The sequence below is a fragment of the Nocardiopsis salina YIM 90010 genome (assembly GCF_000341025.1).
Taxonomy (GTDB): Bacteria; Actinomycetota; Actinomycetes; order Streptosporangiales; family Streptosporangiaceae; genus Nocardiopsis; species Nocardiopsis salina.
Genome location: NZ_ANBF01000085.1, coordinates 20,018 through 40,389, shown reverse-complemented (window position 1 = coordinate 40,389; position 20,372 = coordinate 20,018). Strand labels below are relative to the sequence as shown.

General features: G+C 70.9%; 18 protein-coding genes, 1 pseudogene and 1 riboswitch. Of the genes and pseudogenes, 9 read left to right on the top strand and 10 right to left on the bottom strand.

Annotation, left to right across the window (positions count from 1 at the left end; translation table 11 throughout):
- Nucleotides 1-70: 70 nt before the first annotated feature.
- From D474_RS0109635 to D474_RS0109625, 3 genes are all read left to right on the top strand, one after another.
- A complete protein-coding gene (locus D474_RS0109635) occupies nt 71-1,213 on the top strand; it encodes a hypothetical protein (RefSeq protein ID WP_017613375.1) in 1,143 nt (380 codons plus the stop codon).
- 48 nt (nt 1,214-1,261) lie between these two features.
- Complete coding sequence (locus tag D474_RS0109630; RefSeq protein ID WP_017613374.1) at nt 1,262-2,044, top strand: SDR family NAD(P)-dependent oxidoreductase; 783 nt, start codon at nt 1,262-1,264, stop codon at nt 2,042-2,044.
- A 276-nt stretch (nt 2,045-2,320) separates the two neighbouring features.
- On the top strand, nt 2,321-3,766 hold the full coding sequence (locus D474_RS0109625; protein ID WP_017613373.1) for a hypothetical protein: 1,446 nt from the start codon (nt 2,321-2,323) through the stop codon (nt 3,764-3,766).
- Nucleotides 3,767-3,975: 209 nt separating this feature from the next.
- Here D474_RS0109625 and D474_RS0109620 read toward each other — a convergent pair whose 3' ends face one another.
- The 3 genes from D474_RS0109620 to D474_RS0109610 all read right to left on the bottom strand — a co-directional run bounded on the left by D474_RS0109620 (nt 3,976) and on the right by D474_RS0109610 (nt 5,573).
- Nucleotides 3,976-4,401 (bottom strand): YchJ family protein, encoded by a 426-nt coding sequence (locus tag D474_RS0109620; RefSeq protein WP_026118333.1) that lies wholly within the window; start codon nt 4,399-4,401, stop codon nt 3,976-3,978.
- Between the two features lie 130 nt (nt 4,402-4,531).
- Entirely contained in the window at nt 4,532-4,708 is a 177-nt protein-coding gene (locus D474_RS32645; protein ID WP_017613371.1) for a hypothetical protein, read from the bottom strand.
- 130 nt (nt 4,709-4,838) lie between these two features.
- Nucleotides 4,839-5,573, bottom strand: a complete 735-nt coding sequence (locus D474_RS0109610) for a DUF4352 domain-containing protein (RefSeq protein ID WP_026118332.1) — start codon at nt 5,571-5,573, stop codon at nt 4,839-4,841.
- Nucleotides 5,574-6,426: 853 nt separating this feature from the next.
- On the opposite strand from D474_RS0109610, the gene D474_RS0109605 reads away from it, so the two are divergent.
- A complete protein-coding gene (locus D474_RS0109605) occupies nt 6,427-7,215 on the top strand; it encodes an SAM-dependent methyltransferase (RefSeq protein ID WP_017613369.1) in 789 nt (262 codons plus the stop codon).
- A 27-nt stretch (nt 7,216-7,242) separates the two neighbouring features.
- Here D474_RS0109605 and D474_RS0109600 read toward each other — a convergent pair whose 3' ends face one another.
- Both D474_RS0109600 and D474_RS0109595 read right to left on the bottom strand, forming a co-directional pair.
- Nucleotides 7,243-8,652: a sodium:solute symporter family protein gene (locus D474_RS0109600; protein ID WP_017613368.1), complete on the bottom strand. Its 1,410-nt coding sequence runs from the start codon at nt 8,650-8,652 to the stop codon at nt 7,243-7,245.
- 151 nt (nt 8,653-8,803) lie between these two features.
- Nucleotides 8,804-9,637, bottom strand: coding sequence for a MurR/RpiR family transcriptional regulator (locus D474_RS0109595; protein ID WP_017613367.1), 834 nt, complete (start codon nt 9,635-9,637; stop codon nt 8,804-8,806).
- A 152-nt stretch (nt 9,638-9,789) separates the two neighbouring features.
- On the opposite strand from D474_RS0109595, the gene D474_RS0109590 reads away from it, so the two are divergent.
- Together D474_RS0109590 and D474_RS0109585 are read left to right on the top strand one after the other, a co-directional pair.
- Complete coding sequence (locus D474_RS0109590; RefSeq protein WP_017613366.1) at nt 9,790-11,037, top strand: metal-dependent hydrolase family protein; 1,248 nt, start codon at nt 9,790-9,792, stop codon at nt 11,035-11,037.
- Nucleotides 11,038-11,170: 133 nt separating this feature from the next.
- Nucleotides 11,171-11,866 carry a hypothetical protein gene (locus D474_RS0109585; protein ID WP_017613365.1) on the top strand — a complete coding sequence of 232 codons (696 nt, stop codon included), beginning with the start codon at nt 11,171-11,173 and terminating at the stop codon, nt 11,864-11,866.
- A gap of 9 nt (nt 11,867-11,875) precedes the next feature.
- Here D474_RS0109585 and D474_RS0109580 read toward each other — a convergent pair whose 3' ends face one another.
- Nucleotides 11,876-13,105, bottom strand: a complete 1,230-nt coding sequence (locus D474_RS0109580; protein ID WP_017613364.1) for an FUSC family protein — start codon at nt 13,103-13,105, stop codon at nt 11,876-11,878.
- 111 nt (nt 13,106-13,216) lie between these two features.
- Complete coding sequence (locus D474_RS0109575) at nt 13,217-13,984, bottom strand: hypothetical protein (protein ID WP_239647028.1); 768 nt, start codon at nt 13,982-13,984, stop codon at nt 13,217-13,219.
- 193 nt (nt 13,985-14,177) lie between these two features.
- Between D474_RS0109575 and D474_RS0109570 the strand changes: the two genes are divergently transcribed.
- A complete protein-coding gene (locus D474_RS0109570) occupies nt 14,178-15,197 on the top strand; it encodes an LLM class flavin-dependent oxidoreductase (protein WP_017613362.1) in 1,020 nt (339 codons plus the stop codon).
- Between the two features lie 324 nt (nt 15,198-15,521).
- Here D474_RS0109570 and D474_RS34405 read toward each other — a convergent pair.
- Both D474_RS34405 and D474_RS0109560 read right to left on the bottom strand, forming a co-directional pair.
- Nucleotides 15,522-16,824, bottom strand: a pseudogene (locus tag D474_RS34405) (LLM class flavin-dependent oxidoreductase).
- Nucleotides 16,824-17,606 (bottom strand): 3-oxoacyl-ACP reductase, encoded by a 783-nt coding sequence (locus D474_RS0109560; RefSeq protein ID WP_026118331.1) that lies wholly within the window; start codon nt 17,604-17,606, stop codon nt 16,824-16,826. The pseudogene D474_RS34405 and the gene D474_RS0109560 overlap by 1 nt, the downstream one beginning before the upstream one ends.
- Nucleotides 17,607-17,658: 52 nt before the next feature.
- Nucleotides 17,659-17,761: riboswitch (TPP riboswitch) on the bottom strand.
- Between the two features lie 157 nt (nt 17,762-17,918).
- On the opposite strand from D474_RS0109560, the gene D474_RS0109555 reads away from it, so the two are divergent.
- Nucleotides 17,919-18,974, top strand: a complete 1,056-nt coding sequence (locus tag D474_RS0109555; RefSeq protein ID WP_239647027.1) for an MsnO8 family LLM class oxidoreductase — start codon at nt 17,919-17,921, stop codon at nt 18,972-18,974.
- A gap of 132 nt (nt 18,975-19,106) precedes the next feature.
- Entirely contained in the window at nt 19,107-19,379 is a 273-nt protein-coding gene (locus tag D474_RS0109550; RefSeq protein ID WP_152476709.1) for a hypothetical protein, read from the top strand.
- Between the two features lie 197 nt (nt 19,380-19,576).
- Here the strand turns inward: D474_RS0109550 and D474_RS0109545 are convergent, their stop codons facing one another.
- Nucleotides 19,577-20,296 (bottom strand): NUDIX hydrolase, encoded by a 720-nt coding sequence (locus D474_RS0109545; protein WP_026118330.1) that lies wholly within the window; start codon nt 20,294-20,296, stop codon nt 19,577-19,579.
- Nucleotides 20,297-20,372 lie beyond the last annotated feature (76 nt).

Sequence of the window (20,372 nt, the reverse complement as noted above, 5' to 3'; positions counted from 1 at the left end):
CCGGGGTTCGGGGCACCCGAATCTCCGTTTCCCGGACACACCCGCGCACAGCCTCGCTACCCTCCAGGACATGACCGACAGCACCACGGACAGCGGCGGTTCCAAGCCCTCCCGCAAGCGCATCCAGTACCACCGTCCGGGCCCCGACCTCGCCGCGGCCATGGCGTGCGACGTGTGCGCCGAGAAGGGCATCAGCAACCCTCCCGGCTGGAACCCCGAGCTGCGCCCGCCGAAGAAACCCGAACCCCCCAAGGAAGAGGTCTCCCCCAAGAAGCGCGTCCTGCCGATCAACCCCGACCAGTACCTCCTCCTCCAGGACGTCTGGGAACGGGTGATCGAGGACCGGGCCGGCAACGACCCCGAGAGCCGCATGCTCGCCGTGGCCATCGCCCTGCGCGCCGTCATCCGGGGCTTCTCTTACGTACTCGCCCACGACATGAAGATCCTGCGCATCGACAACCCGGAGCCCTCGCTGTCGGCTCTCACCTCCACCGGGTGGCTCGATTCGACCCCCGAGCGCATCCTGGCCGCGGGGCCGATGGACCCCGAGACCTGCGACATGCCCTCCTTCCACGGCAACCCGTGGAACACCACCGAGGGCATCCGAACCCGCGCCTCGGGCTGGTACCAGCGCGCCATCAACCACCGCAAGATGCGCAAGAAGCCCGCACGGCTGCGTGTGGTCGGTGCCTATCTCGCGTCACGCGCGGAGTTCGACGGCACCATCTCGGTGCAGGCGGACGACATCATCGAGGCGTGTGCGCTCAGCGGCCCGATGGAACTGGTCGAGCTCCTCGAATGGCTGGTCAAGATCGAGTGGATCACGCAGCCGAACCTGGCGCAGGACCCGGTCCGGGTCTCGTTGACCGAGGTCACCGCGCACATGGCGCCCACCCCGTACCCGCCGGCCACTCCCCCGAAGATCACCCCGGCCTCGACCCCGCTCGACCGCCCGGTCCAGGAACGCGCCGAGGCCCTGGTGCTGGGCCGGGAGGCGGAGGTCGCCGAGTGGGTGGGGGCCTTCCGAGAGGTGCACGGCCACGGCCCCAGTTGGACGATGATCTGCGACGAGTTCGGCTGGCCGTCCCGTCGCGCACCCGACCACGACGTCACCGAACGGGTCTTCTACCACCTGCGCGAGTACGAGTGGCTCGTGGGCTTCGGTGCCCCCTTCGGCCTGCGTCCCGGACCCGGGCCACAGGGGCAGAGCTGAAACGGCCGCGGGCTCCGGGAGGCGCCGTGGCGTCCTAGAATGCCGCCCATGCCAGACTCCCACCACCCCGACGGGCCGGGACGCTCCCCCGCCCGGCCCCGTACCGTCCTGGTGTCCGGCGCGGCCCGCGGTATCGGCCGCGCCGTCGCCACCGCCTTCGCCCGCAACGGCGACCGTGTGATCGTTCACTGGGGCAGCCGCCGCGAGGAGGCCGAGCACACCCTCTCCCTGCTGCCGGGCGACGGCCACCTGCTGCTCCGCGCCGACCTGGCCGATCCCGACGGCGCCGAGTCCCTGGCCTCGCGGGCCCTGGAACACACCGGTTCCGTCGACGTCCTGGTCAACAACGCCGCCGTCAACCTGCCCCAGCGGCTCACCGACACCCCCTACGCGGAGTGGCGGCGCGTGTGGCGGCACACCATGGACGTCAACGTGTTCGGGGCCGCCGACCTCAGCTACCTCGTCGCTCGGAACATGATCGAGAACGGCGTGCGGGGCCGCATCGTCAACGTCGGCTCACGGGGCGCCTACCGTGGTGAGCCGGACCACCCGGCCTACGGTGCGAGCAAGGCCGCGCTCCACTCACTGGGGCAGTCACTGGCGGTCGCGCTGGCCCCACACGGGATCGGGGTGGCCTCCGTAGCCCCGGGGTTCGTGGAAACCGAACGGGTCGAGCACCGGCTCACCGACACCGTGCGCTCCGACAGTCCCTTCGGCCGTGTGGCCGCCCCCGAGGAGGTTGCAGCCGCGGTGCTGTATCTGGCCTCCCCCGAGGCGGTGTGGTCCTCGGGCACCGTCCTGGACGTCAACGGCGCCTCACACCTGCGCTGAACCCGCGGACTGCGTACGGTGTGCGGCTCCGCCCCGCCGCCCGGGGTTCCGGTCGTCCGGAGTCTCGGGGCCGGACCAGTCCTTACCCGCTGTTTCCCTCCGGCCCGAGCTTCTTCCCGGGGCGGACGCGTTCCGTGATCAACCGGTTCCTCCCGGTTCGGGCAGCCCATCGGCGCACGCGTTCGGAGATGTTCCCGAAAACCGCCCCATCGCCGCTCAACAAGGCGATAGAAGTGGAACAGCCTCGGCGCCGCAAGGAAACTCCAGGGAGCACGCGTGCCCTCTCACCACACCCCGTCCGTCCACCAGCACCGGACCTCGGCACGTCTGGTGGCACTCCAACCGGAGGAGCTCCTCGTCTTCGACGCCGCCCACAGCCCGTTGATGGCCGACACCCTCAACCTCGCCCTGTGGACCGGGCCCACGACCCCCGTCACCCCCGACCTCCTGCCCGAGCTCGCGATGGCGCGTGAGGCCGTCGAGGACCTCGCGCTGTGGCCGGACGACCTCACCTGCGAGGATTCGCGCTCGGTGTGGTTGCACAGCCTGCGTTCGGTCTCCGAGGCCCCGCGGCTGGCCATTCCGTGGCGCGCGGCCGTGCACCTGGACCTCATCGACGCCGCCGTCGGCCAGGCCCGCCCCAGCCGCGAGCTCGAGGAGGGCCTCGACGACCCCGACCGGCTCCTGCAGTGGTGGGTGGGGCTCCTGTCCTGGACGGTCGACGAGTCGCGCCGGGTGCTGACGGCCCTCGCCCCCGAGAACGTCGGGACTCAACTGCTCTCGCGGGTCCTGCACCGGCTCTACGAGGCGCTCGACGGTGCCCGCCTGCGCCTGGACGACCTGGTCGCCGACGCCCTGGCCGACAGCGGGCGCACGGACGCGGCCACGCTGCGGGGGGCCGAGGAAGCTCTCCTGCCCCTGCTGCACTGGGTGTCCGAGACGGGGGCGCTGCACGTGTACCGCCCCGGGCCCGGAACCTGGGACGGACGCGCGGGCCACGGGTCGTGCGCGGCCGGCCCCCACCTGGTGCGCCTGTCACCGCTGGGGAGGTTCGGGGTCCGACACATGTTGCTGTCCGAGGGGGTGCCCGCCCCGCTCATCGACGAGTTCGCCGAGGAGTCGGCCGAGACCTTCCTCGACTCCATGCCCCGGTTCTCCGACGAGGGCCGGCTCGTGGCCGTCGACACCTGGATGTCCTCGCGCACGCCCGCAGAGGCGCTGCGGGAGATCCAGCCCGCCGTGGAGTCGCCCGGGATGGCGATGCGCCGCGTGCACGCCGCGCGCGCTCTGGACACGGTCACCTCCGACCTGCTGGAACGTCTGCAGTTGGTGGTCCGGACCGCGCCCGTCGCCACCGCGGCGATGGCCGGGCACACCCTGCTCGCCTCGGGAACGCTGCCCGCCGACCAGCACGAGCGGATCCTGCACGAACAGGGCCCGTGGGCCGCTGTGGACCTGGTCGCCGCCACGGCCCTGCAGGGGGAGGACGCACTCGTGCGTGTGCTCTCCGACCCGGGGGCCGACGTGCTCACCCTGAACCTGCACCGGCTCGTCCCCGGTTTCGCTTCCTCGGGCCACCCGGCCGCCACCGCGGCTCTGCAGGCTCTGGCCGAACACCACCCTGAGCGCGAGACCGCCGACCTGGCCCGCCGCCTGGTTCCCGTTCCGGCCCCGCGCCGGTGGGGCCGCCGTCGACGCGGCGGCCCTCCCTGGCCCCTTTGAGACCGGTGGCGGCACCTGAACACAGCGGCCGCCACATGTACCGGCCGACGGGCGCCGTGCCCACGGGCACGTGCACCGCTCAGGCCTCCCGACCCCGGTCCGCCCGCTCCTTTCCCCTCACCCGGGGCGGACCGGAGGGGCCGGGGACCCGGTCTCGGTGCGGGTCCCCGGCCCCGTCGCGGTCTTCGCGGCTCGACGGGGACGCGAGCTCAGCCGTGCGGAAGCGGTTCGAGGTAGACCCAGGCTCCGTCGCGGCGCACGAACCGGCTGCGTTCGTGCATCTGCCCCGGGCCCGAGGCGTCGCGGTAGTGGGCCACGAACTCCACCGTGCCCTCCCGGTGGAACGGGGTTCCCTCGAACGTCGCGAGGATCTCCAGCCCGGTCCAGGTGGTGCCGGCGTCCGGTTCCAGGTCGGGCGGACAGGTGTCGGGGTGCCAGCTGCGGCGCAGGTAGGCGTGGTCACCGACGGCGAAGGCGCTGTAGCGCGACCGCATGAGCTGCTCGGCCGTGGACGCCTGTGCGGCACCCTCGTGCAGGGGTCCGCAGCACTCCCCGTAGGTTCGGTCCCCGCCGCAGGGGCAAGCGGAGTCGGGGGCGGGCGGGGGCGTGGTGGAGCCTGGACGACGTCGCGACATGCCCCCATTGTGCCCCGCCCCGGGCCCGCCCGGTGCGTGTGTTCCGGGGCCGGGAGGGCCGGGACGATGCGGCGGCCTGCGCGGACGCGGACCGTGTGCGGATCGCGCCCGGATCGGGTCGGGCGCAGATTCAGCCGAACAGCTCGAACAGCAGGATCATGATGCCGATCCCGACCATGGCGATCAGGATGAACCAGCACCCGACGTTCCCGGTCGGCCCCGGGTCGCGTGTGGGACCCCGGTGGATGTCGTTGGCACCCTTGCCGCGCCCGGGACGGCGGTTCGACTTCTTCTTTCGGGCGGCCATCGTGAGTCCTCACCCTTGTCACTCGGTTACCAATGGTCGCTGGAGAGCCTACGGGAAGGCCCGGGTGCCACGGGCTCGCCCGGCGGGCTCCGGCGCACCGAGTCTGCCGCCCGAGCGCCGGGGTGCTGTCTCACGTGACCGGTTCGAGCACGGCCTCCCCCGCGATACGGACCTCGGCGAACCGGGTGCCTTCGGGGGCGGTGAGCACGACGTAGGTGGTCACGGTCTCCCCGGGGTTGATCTCGTCCCAGAGGTAGTCCCATGCGACCGTGAACTCGGCTTCCTCGTCGTGGGTGAACTCCCTGCCGTCGGTGGTCGTGGCGGTGGTGCCGAACGTGTCGAAGAGGTCCGGTACGTCGCCCTCGTTGGTGACGTGGAGCCTGTAGATGTGGAACTCCGATCCCGACGGAGCGGTCTGGCTGGCGCCCATCCCGTCGGTGATGGTGGTGTCGGTGTAGGCGGTCTCGCATTCGACCCGGAAGTCGCGCAGCCACGTGGAGGTGCCGTCGTAGGAGCCCGGCGGCACCTCGGGAACCGTGTGGCCGGGGGCCTGGGAGGTCCCCTCCTCCGACGAGCGCTGATCCGGATCCGGCGTTCCGGGCTCCTCATCCCGTTCCTGGCCGGCCCCAGGGTCCCGTTCCGGTTCGGGCTCGTCGGTTCCCTGGGCGGGCGCCTCGGCTCCCTGCCCAGGCCCCGGTTCGGCCGTGCGGGTGACGAGCGTGGTCAGGGCGATCACGGTGGCCAGGCACAGGACCCCGGCGAAGAACACGGAGAGCGGCACGGCGACGGCGAGTGCGATCTTGGAAGAACGCCGACCAGGGCCCCCTCCTCCGTGGGCCGGTGGTGGCGCTGGTGATTCGCTCATACCTACTGTGACGTAGATCACTCATGTGGCATTCCGGGAATGTGCATGCTTTGCCGGATCGCACCCTGTTGCGAACGCCACAGGGGGGTCACGGTTTGCGTCCGACCGTCCTGCGATCGTCGATCTCAGGACCCCGGAGCCGTTCTCGGCATGGCGACGGGGCGGCCACCGCCGCGCCGGGTGGCGGACGGCCCTGCCCGCCGAAGAACCGGCGCCACCCGGCGGAGGAAGGAGGAGAGGGGTGCGCCCCTGGCGGGGGATGATCGCCAGGGACGCGGCTCATTGCAGGGTCAGTCCGTCGGGCGCCGCGGGCGGGGCACGACACAGAACCCGTTGGACACGGACCGGTGGGCACTGGGCCGCGGACAGTGCCGGGGCACGTCCTCACCGAGCGCACGCAACCGGGCCTGGCCGCACCGGCCACGCGGGCGCGAGGGGCCGCCCCCGCGACAGCGCTGCGGATCCCGCTCGGGCATCGGGACACTGACCGCCGGGGGTTGGACCATCAGACCGCAGGCGGGTGCATGGTCGACCAACGGGGACGCCAGCGAGGCGAGCAGAGCAAGGGTCAGGAGCCCCGGCGACGACACCGGGCGCGAGCGTGGTGTGCCCATGACCCCAGCTTCGCAATAATCACCCTCCGTCGTGGCGTTCTCACGAAAAAAGCGGGGGTCACACACAAAAAATATACGCCCGACTTCAACCACCGCGGACCGGGACGTCCCAGGCGACCCCGGCCTGGACCCCCGACGTCCGCAAATGCCCATGGTTGCGCGGCTTCCGGGTTGCCCGAGCGGTCTTCCCACCACCAGAATGCGGATCGAACGACACCGACGAGGACGAAGAGGGCCCCGTGGCGGATCTTCCCCAGATCGATACGACCGTCGCCCATTCCGCACGCGTGTGGAACTACTGGCTCGGCGGCAAGGACCACTACCCCGTGGACCGCGAGGTGGGCGACTTCGTCCTCCAGGCGTATCCGGCGATGGTCGCCGCCGCCCGTGCCGACCGCGAGTTCCTCGTCCGGGCGGTCACCTACCTGGCGGGCGAGGCCGGGATCGACCAGTTCCTGGACGTGGGGACCGGGTTGCCGACCCACAACAACACCCACGAGGTCGCGCAAGCGGTCGCGCCCGGGGCACGCGTGGTCTACGTCGACAACGACCCGATGGTGCTCGCCCATGCCCGGGCACTGCTCACCGGACCGGACGTGCACGACGTGCGCTACGTCGACGCCGACCTGCACTCCCCCGAAGGGGTCCTGGCCGCAGCGGGCGAGTACCTCGACCTGGACCGGCCCGTCGGGCTGACGGTGCTGGGCACCATGGGCCACACCGCAGATCACGCGCAGGCCTGCGCGACGGTGCGCGCCTACGTGGACGCCTTGCCCTCCGGCAGCCACCTGGCGCTGTGCGACGGCAGCAACACCAGCGAGCCCATGGTCGAGGCGGCCCGCAGGTGGAACGAGACCGCCGCGCTGCCCTACCACCTGCGCAGCCCCGAGGAGATCGAAGCTTTCTTCACCGGCCTTGATCTGGTGGAACCCGGTGTCGTCTCGGCCTCGCTGTGGCGTCCGACCGCGGCCGAGGTGGGCACCCCCGCCCACGTCGACCAGTACTGCGGGGTCGCGCGCAAGCCCTGACCGGCGGCGCCCCGCGTGCCGCCGGGGTCAGTCCACCCCGGCGGCCTCCAGGCTCCGGGGGTCGGGGGCCTTGGTCAGGAGGCTGACCACGACGAGGGAGACCAGCGCGACCGGCAGGGCGACGACCACCCCGTTGAGGTCGCCCGGCGCACCGGCCACCTCCCACCCGATGGTGGCCGCGGCCCCGGCGACCAGGGCGGCCACGGCCCCCGCAGTCGTGGCCCGCTTCCAGAACAGCACCGCGAAGACGGCCGGGGTGATGGCGGCGCCGTAGATCGTGTAGGAGTACATCTGCAGGTCGAGCACGGTCGGGAAGTAGAACCCGAGCACGATCGCCACGGCAGCGATGGCCACCACCGAGACGCGCTGCACGACGAGGGTCCCGCGGTCACCCACACGCGATCCGCCGAACCGTGCGAACAGGTCGAAGGCGATGTTGGAGGCGGCCGAGAGCATGAACGATGACCCGGTCGTGATCACGAAGGCCACCGCGCCCGCCAGGAGCACACCCCCGAGCGCGACCGGGAGATAGCCGTCCGAGGCCAGGCGCAGGACCGACTCGTCACCGTTGATGCCCGGCATGAGGATCGCCGCGGACGTGGCCAGCAGTGTCACCGGCAGGATCACGAGGAAGCTCGAGGCGAGCATGCCCAGCGCCGAGTTGCGTGCGCTGCGCTCGTCCTTGGCAGCGGCCAGGCGCTGGAACAGGTTCTGGTCGGCGAGCAGGAGCAGGAAGGGCGGCAGGAAGTAGCCGAGCATCTGGAACACGCTCAGCCCCCCGGTGGGGGTGGTCGCCGCTTCGGGCAGGCCTTCCCAGTAGGCCGTTGGGCCGCCGACCGCCAGGAGGACCATCGGGGCCGAGGCGACCAGCACACCGAGGATGAGCACTGCCGAGATGAAGTCGGTGTAGGCCACCGAGAACAGCCCGCCGGTCACGGTCAGCACCGTGACCATACCGGCGGCCACGAGCGCGCCCTGGGTGGGGCTCAGCGGTGTGATCAGCGCCAGGACGTACCCGCCTCCGATGAACTGCGCCGCCACCAGGCCGACGTAGGCCACCGCGGTGACCAGAGCCGCCACCGTGCGGACCCCGGTTCCGAAGCGCGCCTCCAGCAGCTCGGGGACCGTGTGGCGTGCGGCCCGGCGGATGCGCCGCGCGATGAGGATCAGGACCACGATCCCCAGGGGCGTCCCGGCGGCGAAGATCAGGCCGGCGATGGGCCCGTGGTGGTAGGCGAAGTTGGCACCGCCGATGATCGAACCGGCGCCGACCCAGGTCACCAGCAGGGTCGCGATCATCACGGGCGTGGACAGGCGCCGGCCGGCGAAGAGGAAGTCCTCGCCCCCGCCCACTTTGGACGAGCGCGAGAAGTACAGGCCGATGGCGACCATCACCAGGAGGTAGAGGACGATGATCACCAGGTGTGTCGTCTGCATGGGCAGCCTCGGGGAGATTGTCGGGGGCTCGGGCGGGGTCCCGCCGGAGGCCGATACAAACAGCCCCCTCACCTCAAATGCAATAGATGTTGCATATTGTGTGACGTGCTTCACATCGTCGAGCCGACCGCGACCGTTTACCCGAGCCGCCTCAGAACAGCTCGGCCTCCCGCCAGAGCCGCTCGGCCTCCCGCACAGAATCCAACACCCGCGGTCCGCCGATACTCGTCAGTTCGGCCAGCACCGCGTGTACCACGGCCATGGCGGCCGTCAACGACGGGAGCACCCCCACGCCCTCGCTGGGCACGACCACGACCTGATCGGCCGAGGTGACCAGCGGCGAACCCTCGCGGTCGGTGATCACGGCGACCCCGACCGAGCGCTGCACCGCCACCTCCACGGCACGCCGCAACGCCACCGGGAGCATCCACAGGTCGCACACGACGAGCAGGTCGCCGGATCCCATCCTCGCCAGGGTGTTGAGCACCGCCGTCCCCCCGAGCTCGCCCAGGCGCACGTCGTAGCCCATGATCCCCGCGGCATGGGAGAGCTGCACCCCGGGCGCCGCGAAGGTGCCCGACCCCAGGACCAGGGTGCGACCGGCCCGGTGCACCGCCGAGGCGACCGCACGTACCTGCTCCCGGTCGACCGCGCGCTCGAGAAGACCCAGGGTGGCGCGGTCGGCGGCCAGGGCCGCATCGACCGGGTCGGCGTCCGAACCAGCGTGTTCGGTGAGGCCCCCTCCCCCGCTCAACGACGTCAGGTACCGCGAACGCACCTCCGCCCGCAGGGTCGGCCAACCGGAGAAACCGAGCTGCTGGGCCACGCGCACCACGGTCGCGACGTTGACCTCGGCGCGTTCGGCCAGGTCGGCGGTGGAGGCGTATGAGGCGAAGCGCGGCTCCTCACGCAGCACAGACACCACACGTTCGGACGCCCTCCCCAGACGTGCGCCCTCCAGGGCTTGCGCGATCCAGTCCGACATGGGGCCTCCTGCCTTCGGGCTCCCGGACCTCCCGGGGCACCGCCCCAACCGATACCAGCAGTGGACACCGGAGACATCTTCATGCAACATCTATTGCATAAAGAGGGGATGCGGTACTCGTTCCCCGTGACAACCCACCCTGGGAGGCCCCGATGCCCCGAACACCCTCACCCCTGCTCCTCACCGGTGCCCGTCTGCTCGACCCGGAGCCCGGGACGGCGACCCCCGGCTCCTGGCTCCTGGTGGAGGAGGGCCGCATCGTCGCTCGGGGAACCGGCCCCGCCCCCGCACGCGAGGACGCCGAGACCGTCGACCTGGCCGGGGCCACCGTGATGCCCGGGCTCATCGACGCCCACGTGCACGCCACCGCCTTCACCGCCGACCTCGGGGCCGCCGCCGACCAGAGCCCGTCCTACGTGACCGCGTGGGCCGCGACGTCGCTCTCGGCCATGCTCGGGCGCGGTTTCACCACGGTGCGCGATGTCGGCGGCGCGGACTGGGGGTTGTCGCTGGCCGTCGAGGAAGGGCTGATCGACGGCCCGCGCCTGGCGTTCGGCGGAAAGGCGCTCTCCCAGACCGGCGGGCACGGCGACTTCCGGCCGCGCGGACGTCACGGCTCGCGTGACGACGGCTGTTGCCAAGGCGCGGGACTGGTGTGCGACGGCGCGGTCGAGTTCCGCCGGGCCGCCCGTGACCAGCTGCGCACCGGGGCTCACCACGTCAAGGTGATGCTGTCGGGCGGTGTGGCTTCACCCACCGACCGGATCGACTCGACGCAGTCCTCCGAGGACGAACTGCGCGCCGTGGTGGAAGAGGCCGAGGCGGCCAACCGCTACGTGACCGGTCACGCCTACACCGCCCGTGCCGTCAACCGCGGCCTGCGCCTGGGGGTGCGGTGCATCGAGCACGGCAACCTCATCGACGAGAGCAGTGTCGAGCTCTTCCGCGAGCACGACGCGTTCCTGGTCCCGACCCTGGTGACCTACCACGAGCTCTCCCGCCTGGGCCCCCGGTACGGGCTCCCGGCCGAGAGCCAGGCCAAGGTCGACACGGTGCTGCAACGCGGGTTGGAGGCCCTGCGCCTGGCACACGAGGGCGGTGTGCGCCTCGCCTTCGGCACCGACCTGCTCGGGGGGATGCAGGAACACCAGAGCAACGAGTTCACCATCCGGGGGCAGGTTCAGCCGGCGGACGCGGTGATCCGGTCGGCCACGAGCGAGGCCGCCGAACTCCTCGGGTTCGGTGGAGAGGCCGGAACGCTGAGTGAGGGGGCACGCGCCGACCTGCTGGTCGTCGACGGCGACCCGCTCGACGACCTGTCCCTGCTCGCCGAGCCGGAGCGGGGCGTTCGTGCCGTGGTCACGGCCGGGACGGTGCGGCGCGGACGTCTCGGGCTCTGAGTCGGAAATGCCGGAGAACGCCGTGTGAGCTCTGTGTTTCCTGCCGGACCGGGATGGACGAAACGGTGCATCCCGGCGCCTATCTTCCGAGGGGACTCAGAACGGGCCCCGACAGCAGGAGGAGACCCCGCTCATGAACGAGGACCGCAGCGGCGAGACCGCGCACACCGACCATTCCTCGAAGGTCCGCATCACCCTGCGCCCCATCGGTTCACCCCTGCCCATGGGTTTCCTCGGTCTCACCGTCGCAACGACCGGTTTCAGCGGTCTGCAACTGGGCCTGATCCCCGAGGACGAGACCCGGATCGTGGCCCTGGCCGCGCTCCTGGTCACAGTCCCGCTCATGGCTCTGGCCTCCGTCTTCGGCGTCCTGGCCCGCGACCCGGTCGCGAGCACCAGCATGGGGCTCCTCGGCGGGATCTGGGCGCTGCTCGCCGTCGTGAAGCTGGTCGCCGACCCCGGTACCCAGACCACGGCACTGGGGCTGTTGCTGCTCGTGGCAGGGGTGGCGGCCTTGGTCCCCATCGTCGGCGCCCTGCAGAAGCTCATGATCGCGATCGTGATGATCGGCAGCGGACTGCGGTTCTCCCTGACCGGCCTGGCGGAGCTGACCGCTTCCCCAGCGATGGAGACGCTGGCCGGGGCGGCCGGTCTGGTTCTGGCCCTGCTCGCGCTCTACACGGCCCTGGCACTCGAGTTGGAGGACGCCAGGGGGCACGCGGTACTGCCGCTGTTCCGACGCGGGGACGCGTGCCTGGCCACCCGCCACGATCTCGGCGACCAGGTGACTGGGCTGGCCCGCGAGGCGGGTGTCCGCGCCCAGTTGTGACCTGCGGGGTCAGCGCCGACGGCGGAACAGCGGGCGGAACCGCCGGAGACGCCCGGCACGGGAGGCCCGCCGCCGTCGCACCCAGGGCAGCAACGACTCCGTGTGCGGGTGCTCCACTCGCGGCTGGTCCTCCTCGCCCGACAGGGCCTGCGCCACGCTCTCGGGCTCCTCGACCCCGGCGAAGAGCATGATGTCGGTCGCCACCATCTGCACCGACAGGTGGGCGGAGGCGGTGACGGGGTCGTCGCCCGTGTGCTCGCTGAACGGTTGCGCGAGCTCGAGCGCCAGGTCGACGGCGTGCTGGCGTGCCTCTCGGTCCCCGAGATCACCCGCGAGCACCTCCAGGGCGGCGGCCATCTCCCACACCACCGAGGCGATGCGGCCGCGCTCCTCCGGGTCCATGGCCGCGGCCGTGCGCGCCAGCGCCAGGCAGCTCTCGCTGAGGATGATGAGCCGGTCGACCTTCTCGTCCTCGTAGGCGAGCGGGCCGGGGCTGGCCCAGCGTGCGGTGGTCCACCGGACGCTCCTGTGGCTGTTCTCCTGCGCCCGGCTGAGGTCGGCCATGGGGCGGCTGAGGGCGCTCAACCGGTCGACGGTGCTCAAGGAGGGGTCCTCGTCCTCCTTGAGCGCCCGGCCGGTGGCGTTGAGCAGGCGGACGATCTCGTGCAGCGCCTCGGTCTCGATCCGCCGCAGCCGGGCGGCCGGACGCGCGGGGAAGAGCAGTTGGCTCATCACCAGGGCCACACCCGCACCGATGAGCGCGTCGGTGAGCCGGCTGACGCCTATCTGGCCGTCCGCGAAGGCCAGGGTGAGGATCGCCCCGGCGGCGGCCTGTGCGATGACCAGACGGGCTGCACCGAGGGCGACCGCGATGGCCATCGCCACGCCGACCGCGACGGCCATGTTGGCGTAGCCCCCGCCGGTGAGAACCATGGAGAGCTCCCCGACGACGATGCCGATGACCACGCCCAGCAGCATCCGGACGGCGTTGGTACCGCGCTCGCCGCCGACGGTGTTGAGCGCGATGACCGCGGCGATCGGGGCGAAGAACGGGGAGTGGTCGTCGATGAGACCGCCGGCGATGACCCACGCCGCGGACGCGGCCACAGCACACTGCAGCACCAGACCGAAGTTCTCACGCAACCGGTGCAGGGCCTCCGACGCCTTCTCCAGGGCCCAACGGCCCGCGTCGCGGACGAGGGCCCTGCGTGTGCGCACACTTCCACCGTCGTCACTCATACAGACAGAGACATTACTGTCTGCACCTGCTGATCGCCGGGTGCTGCCCCCGCCGCGCGTCCTGGCGCCGGGCGGGTCAACGGACACCGTGTGGTGACGGTCCTGCGCACGTCACATGCTCTGGCGCAGCCGTATGCCCGTGGTCTCCGCGAGGACGCCGCGCCCCAACGGAAGCGCACACCGGCGCACGAGACCGGGATGCCGGCCCGGGTCGGGGCAGATCAGGACGGCCAGGACACGCATGACCAGCAAGAGCTCCTCGACCTCCCACACTCCGAGGAAGGCCGCCGCGCAGTGCCAGATCTCCTCCGCCGCGGTATCGGCGATCAGTTCCTGGACCGGGTTCCGGTCCGGTGGTGGTTCCTCCTCGAGTGAACCCAGCGCCTGTTCCGGGACCTTGTCGAGTACTCGGTCCCACCGGGCCGATGTGTCCACGAGGGCGGCCAGGAGCGAACACCAGAAATGCCCGGGCAGTGAGTGGGAGACCTGCGCCAGCTCGGGTCGGGTTCCGGATCGCCGGGCCGCTTCGGCCCGGACGCGGGCGAGAGCCTGTTCGTGGAGCAGGGCACCGAGTTCCCCGACCCCTTTCGCCGTGCCCGGGTGTGCTGCGAGGTGTTCGGCGATGTCGACCCTGGCCATGATGGTGGCCTGAAACAGCATCCGTCCGGTCGGTGCTGCCAAGCGGCGGCGCCTGAGCTGTTCATCGTTGCCCACAGCGGCGTACCACTCGGCTTCGGCACGGGCGCGTCGGCTCGCGCGTTGCTCGGGGGGCTCCTCTGCCAGACGCAGATGTCCCGGCCATCCGTGCAGGCTGCCGCCGCAGCCCGAACAGGCACATCCCGGATTCCTGGCGTACGCGCACGCGTCGTTGTGTGCCACGAGAACTCCGCATTCGACGGCCCTCAGGGGCGGAACGGGTCGCCCCCACTGTCGCCCGGGACAGGTGGGACGCGATATCACCGCGAAGGTGACTCCGGTTCGACACCGATGCCACACGGACGTGTCTCCCGGGACAGCAGGGCCGGGAACCGACAGCCCGGAATACGAGTGCGCCGGCGGTGTTGCCGTGACCATGAAGAAGATCGGATTCCTTTCGTTCGGCCACTGGACACCCTCGCCGCGTTCGGGCGTGCAGTCGGCCTCGGACGCCCTGTTGCAGTCCATCGACCTGGCCGTGGCCGCCGAGGAACTGGGCGCGGACGGCGCCTACTTCCGGGTGCACCACTTCGCCCGGCAGCTGGCGTCACCTTTCCCCCTGTTGTCGGCGATCGGTGCCCGCACGAGCCGGATCGAGATCGGCACCGGCGTGATCGACATGCGGTACGAGAACCCCCTCTACATGGCCGAGGACGCCGGGTCGGCCGACCTGATCTCCGGCGGGCCCCTGCAACTCGGGATCAGCCGCGGCTCCCCCGAGCAGGTGATCCGGGGGTACGAGTACTTCGGCCACCGCCCGGAGGAGGGGACCACGGACGCCGACATGGCGCGCAAGCACACGGCGGCCCTGCTCGAGGTACTCGAGGGTGAGGGTTTCGCGCAGCCGAACCCGCAGCCGATGTTCCCGAACCCGCCCGGCCTGCTGCGGGTCGAACCGCACTCCCCCGGCCTGCGCGAACGCATCTGGTGGGGTGCGGGGAGCAGGTCCACCGCGCAGTGGGCGGGCGAGCAAGGCATGAACCTGATGAGTTCGACGCTGCTCACCGAGGACACCGGGGTTCCGTTCCACCAGCTGCAGGCCGAGCAGATCCAGCTCTTCCGCGACGCGTGGAGGGAGGCAGGCCACGCGTACGAGCCGCGCGTATCGGTGAGCCGGAGCATCTTCCCGCTGGTGAGCGAGTTCGACCGGCAGTTGTTCGGCCGCGAGCGGGCCAGCAGGGACCAGGTCGGGCACCTGGACGACGGCCTGGCCCGGTTCGGCAAGACCTACGCCGCCGAACCGGACGAGCTCGTCGAGGATCTGGCGAAGGACGAGGCCGTGGCCGCCGCGGACACGCTCCTGCTCACCGTGCCGAACCAGCTCGGGGTGGACTACAACGCGCAGGTCATCGAGAACCTGCTGCGCTACGTCGCGCCCGGCCTCGGCTGGCGCTGAGCCGGGGCGGAACTGTCCCGAAGGGCTCGGGCTCCACACCAGGAGACACGACACCAGGGCCGATCACCGTCACAGGGGCACGCCCCCAGGTCCGGGAGACGGGTCTCTTACGAAGGTGCGGGCCGAGCGGTACCCGTCACCGATTCCGGGGCCAGGAGATAGGCGTGTGCCAGGCGCGTGAGCACGTCCTCGGTGACGACGTCCGCCGGGCGACGAACCCTCCGACGTCCGAGGGGCACCGACCACAACGGTGCGTCGGCGGCCCTCGGGCGAAGCACGGGACTGCGCGCTGGTTGCACCCGGGAGCCCCGCGCCGCAGCGCCGTCAGTGCGCCGACGGTGGCCGGGGCAGGCCCAGGTGCCCGCGCAGGGTGCGGGCCTCGTACTCGCTGCGGAACAGGCCCCTCTTCTGCAGGACCGGCACCACGTGGTCGACGAAGTCCTCGACCCCGCCCGGCAAGGACGGCGGCATGAGGTTGAAGCCGTCCGCGCCGCCCTGCTCCTGCCACTCGGCGATGCGGTCGGCGATCTGTTCCGGGGTGCCGACCATCGTGCAGTGTCCCCCGCCCGCGGCCAGGCGGCCGAGCAGCTGCCGCACGGTGGGGCGTTCGGACTCGATGATGCGCAGGATGGTGGCGTAGCGGCCCTTGGGCCCGGTGAACTCCTCCAGCGGCGGGAGGTCGGGCACGGGCGCGTCCAGGTCCCAGTCGGTGCAGTCCTGCTCGGTGAACAGGCCGAGCTGCTGCAGTGACTCCGCGGTCGGCAGGAGCGCGTCGAGCTCGTTCTGTTTGGCGCGGGCCTCCTCCTCGGTGGAGCCGACGTAGGTGACCAGCCCCGGCATGATCGCCACGGACCCGGGGTCGCGGCCGGCCCGCCGGATCCGCGCCTTGACGTCGCCGTAGTACTCCTGGGCGCTGGGCAGGTCGTAGGCCACGGCGNGGGCGGGCCGCCAGTTCGCGGCCCTGCTCGGAGGAGCCGGCCTGGAACAGGACCGGGTTGCCCTGTACCGGACGCGGCACGTTGAGCGGCCCGTCGACCTGGAAGTGCTCGCCACTGTGGTTGATCGGGCGCACCAGATCCGGGTCGGCGAAGAGACCCGCCCGGTCGTAGTGGACGGCCTCGTCGCCCCAGGAGTCCCACAGCCCCAGGACGGCCTCGACGAACTCCTCGGCCCGCGCGTACCGCTCGGCGTGTTCGGGCATCTGCTCGTACCCGTGGTTGCGGGCCTCGGTGTCGAACATGGAGGTCACCACGTTCCAGCCGATGCGTCCGCCGCTGATGTGGTCCAGGGACGCGAGCAGGCGTGCGGCGTGGAAGGGGGTGTAGAAGGTACTGGAGACGGTACTGACCAGGCCGATGCGGCTGGTGGCCCTGCTCATGGCGCTCAGTGCGGTCAACGGTTCCAGGAACCACAAGGGACCGCCGGCGACGTTCCCCGCGGCATGGCCGTCGGCGAAGAACACCGCGTCCAGGAGCCCGCGTTCGGCGGTGTGGGCCAGCTCCTCGTAGTAGGTGATGTCGCCGACGCGTTCGGCCTGGGAAGCGGGGTGGCGCCAGGCGGCCTTGTGGTGGCCGCAGCCGAGGATGAACAGGTTGAAGTGCAGGGGTCGCTGCTCGTGGGCGGCCATCAGTTCTTCACCAGCCCGCCGTCGACGACGAGGTTCTGGCCGGTGACCGCCCGCGACCACGGAGAGGCGAAGTACAGGGCCGCGTCGGCGAACTCGGCCGGGGTGACGACGCGGCGCAGCGGCGTCGTGGCGGCGATCGCGTCGAAGACCTCGTCGGGGGTGGCGGAGCTGGCGTCGGTGGTGCGCAGCAGCCCCCCGGAGACCATGTTGACGTTGATGCCGTCGCCGCCCAGGTCGTGGGCGAGCGTGCGGGTGAGCGACAGCAGGGCCGCCTTGGCCGCGGTGTAGTCGTGGTAGGGCACGACCGGGTTCTGGAACAGGTTGGTCCCCACGTTGACGACCCTGCCGAACCCGCCGGCGCGCATGCCGGGCAGGGCCGCGCGCACGGTGTTGAGCGCCCCGTGCACGGTGCCGCTGAACTGCCGGTCGAGGTGTTCGGGAGTGAGGGTGTCGGCGTGGGGCCGGTCGTCGCCGTTGAAGGAGAAATCGACGAGCGCGTTGTTGACCACGGTGGTGACCGGACGGCCGAAGTGTTCCTCGGCGGCAGCAATCATGGCTCCGACCTGGTCGGGGTCGCGCACGTCGGCCCGCACGGCCAGGGCCCGGTCGGGGTGTGCGGCGGCCAGTTCCCGGGCCGCCTCGGCGCTGGTGAGGTGGTTGACCACCACGCGGGCACCTTGGCCCAGGAAGGCCCGGACCAGGCGGGAGCCGAGCCCCCGCGCTCCGCCGGTGACGACGACCGTCTGCTGCTCGAGGGGGATCACAGTGTCGGGGGAGCTCATCGACGGCCTTTCTCACATGGGCGAAGGCGAGCCCCGGCGGCCGCGGGTGTGCGCAGCCGTGTGTGGACATCCCTTCGCCAGTATCAACTGGATCAGGTTCGACGGGTGTTGTCTCAGCCCGGAACCGTGTGTTCCGGGCACCCCGTGTCACTGCCGCTCAAGGTAACGCATGCGCCGCGCCCCGGGCCACTGGGGGTGGACGCCGCGGGCCGCCGTGGTGCCGGTCTCTCCGCTCGGCTCCACGACCAGCCATGACTTCGCCACCTGCCCTGGAGGCTCCGGCCTTTGCCCTCCGAGGTCGAGGACACTCGAGTGGTGGGCAGGGTCACAGCCGATCGCGCTCCGGCCGTGGAAAGCTGTGGGGAGCCGCAACCGACCGAACGGGGCTCATGGCTGATGCGTATCTCTCTGCTTGACCGCACGCGGACGCGCAGCGGTGAGTCCGACGCGGAGACGATCGCGACGACTGTCGAAAGAGCAGTACGCGCGGACCAACTCGGTTTTCACCGGTTCTGGACCGCCGAACACCACGCGGTCCCAGGCATCGCCGGCGCGGCTCCCGCAGTGCTGCTCGCCGCGATCGCTGCCCGCACAAGCCGTATCCGCCTCGGCACGGGCGGGATCATGGTTCCCAACCACAGCCCGCTGGTGACCGCCGAGCAGGCACTGATGCTCGAGGCGCTCTCCCCCGGAAGAATCGACCTGGGGCTGGGTGGCTCGCTCGGCTTCACCGCTCCGATCCGGCGTGCACTCGGGCGAACCTCCCTGCACGAGTGCGAGTACCCGGCTGACGTCGAGAAGATCCGGGAGTATCTGACCGGACGAGCCGAGATCACCGCCCGCCCCAGTGTCGACCCTCCGCCAATGTTCCTGCTCGGCATCAAGGGCGGGTTGTCCCTCGCCGCCGAGCTGGGGCTTCCTGCGGTGGTCGGTGGGCCGGCCCTTCGTGACCCGGACAGACTGGCCGCGTACTTCGAGGATTTCCGTCCGGGCCCGACTGCATCTGCCCCCTATCTGGTGGTGTCTGCGGACGTCGCCGTCGGGCAGACCGCGGAGCACGCTCGCGACCTGCTGTTGCCCGAAGCCTGGGCGCTTGCGGACTCTCGGGACGTCGGAGAGTTTCGTGCGCTCCTACCTGTCGAAGAAGTGCACCGGCTGCTCAGCGACTCGAGCAGCGCCAAGAAGGTCCGAGCGGTGGAGGACTCGATGGCCTCCGCGATCGCAGGCACACCGGATGAGGTGGCGGACTCACTCACCGACCTTCTCGAGCGAACCGGCGCCTCCGAGGTTCTAGCGAGCGTCAGCACCTACGATCGCGACGAAGTCAGGAGAACCGACGAGGTCCTTGCTTCTCTCCAGGCTCCTTAGCGAGCCACACCTCTGCTGCCCCTGCTCTCAGGAATCAACGCGCTGGAGGGTATGCGCGGTGCCTTCACCCCGGCAACGCAAGTCGTTCTGGACCACTGCCTCCATTCGGGCCGCGGGCGCAATTCCAAGGACGTGGACGCGTTCTTGCGACGCGTGCGGCTGGGACCCCGTACTGGGGACAGCTACATCCTGTCCGCAGAGGCACCGCTCACCGCGCCCGGAGCAGCCGAGATCCTGCACCGCGCCGTGGATCGCCTGCCCGAGCTGGAGCACGCAGGCACGGTCCGCATGAGTGGCAGGATCGTGGGCGCCGAACGGCGCTTCGTCAAGGCAAACGGAACCCTTTCCACCGGTGAAGGCGCACGGGAACGCACACTCCTGGTGCGCCTGCACTCCGAGCGTTAGGAGGCTGTCCTGATCGCGCGCTCGCAGGGTGACCCGTTCGAGGCGGAGGGGCGGCTGAGCACCGGCAACCGCCGTGAGCTCGTTCCCGACCGAGCAATGGTCAACGGCAGAGCCCCGCACCAGAGCCGCTGAGCTCGGCTGGAAGGGGCGGCTTCGTGCGTACTCGCAGGACAGAGGCACCGTCGGCGCGCAGGCACCTACTGGCGGTCTGCCGTACGCAGGAACGGCGGACTGAGCAGACGGGCCGGACCTCGGCGGTACAACGCAGCCGGCCTCCCGGCCGCCTGGGGTCGTTGCTGTCCGGTGGCTTCGACGAACCCGTCCGCCTTCGTCGCCTTGCGCCGGAAGTTGCTGGGGTCCAGCGAACGGCCCCAGACCCGTTCGTAGACGCGGCGCAGTTCAGTGAGTGTGAAGACCTCCGGGCAGAAGGCCGTGGCGACAGTGGTGTACTCGAATTCGCCCCGGACCCGCTCAAGGGCGTCGGCGACGATGTGGTCGTGGTCGAAGGCCAGATTGCCCGGGTTCTCGAGCAGACCCTCCACCCTCCCCCAGTAGGCGTGCACCGCGTCTGTGCCGCCCCGCGGCACCGGTAGATCGGGGCCGAGCGCGAGGTAGGCGACGGTGATCACTCTGCCCCGCGGGTCGCGCCCAGGGGCTCCGTAGGCGCCGAGTTGTTCCAGGTGGAGGCGGTCGGGGCTGACACTTGTCTCCTCCTGCAGCTCCCGCCGTGCACCTGCGTCCAGTGTCTCGTGCGCCCGCACCCGGCCGCCCGGTAGCGCCGCCTTCCCAGCGAACGGCTCCGTCCCCCTCTCCACGAGCAGCACGACGAGCTCACCGCCCCTGATCGTGAAGATGGCCAGATCCACGGTCACCAGGGACAGCTCGACCCCGACGGCCCCCACCAGACGATCATCCACCGGATCCCCCTTAAAGGTCACCTTGACTTAAATGCTGACCTCTGATTAAGGTCAACTTGACCATAACCTCTCTCAG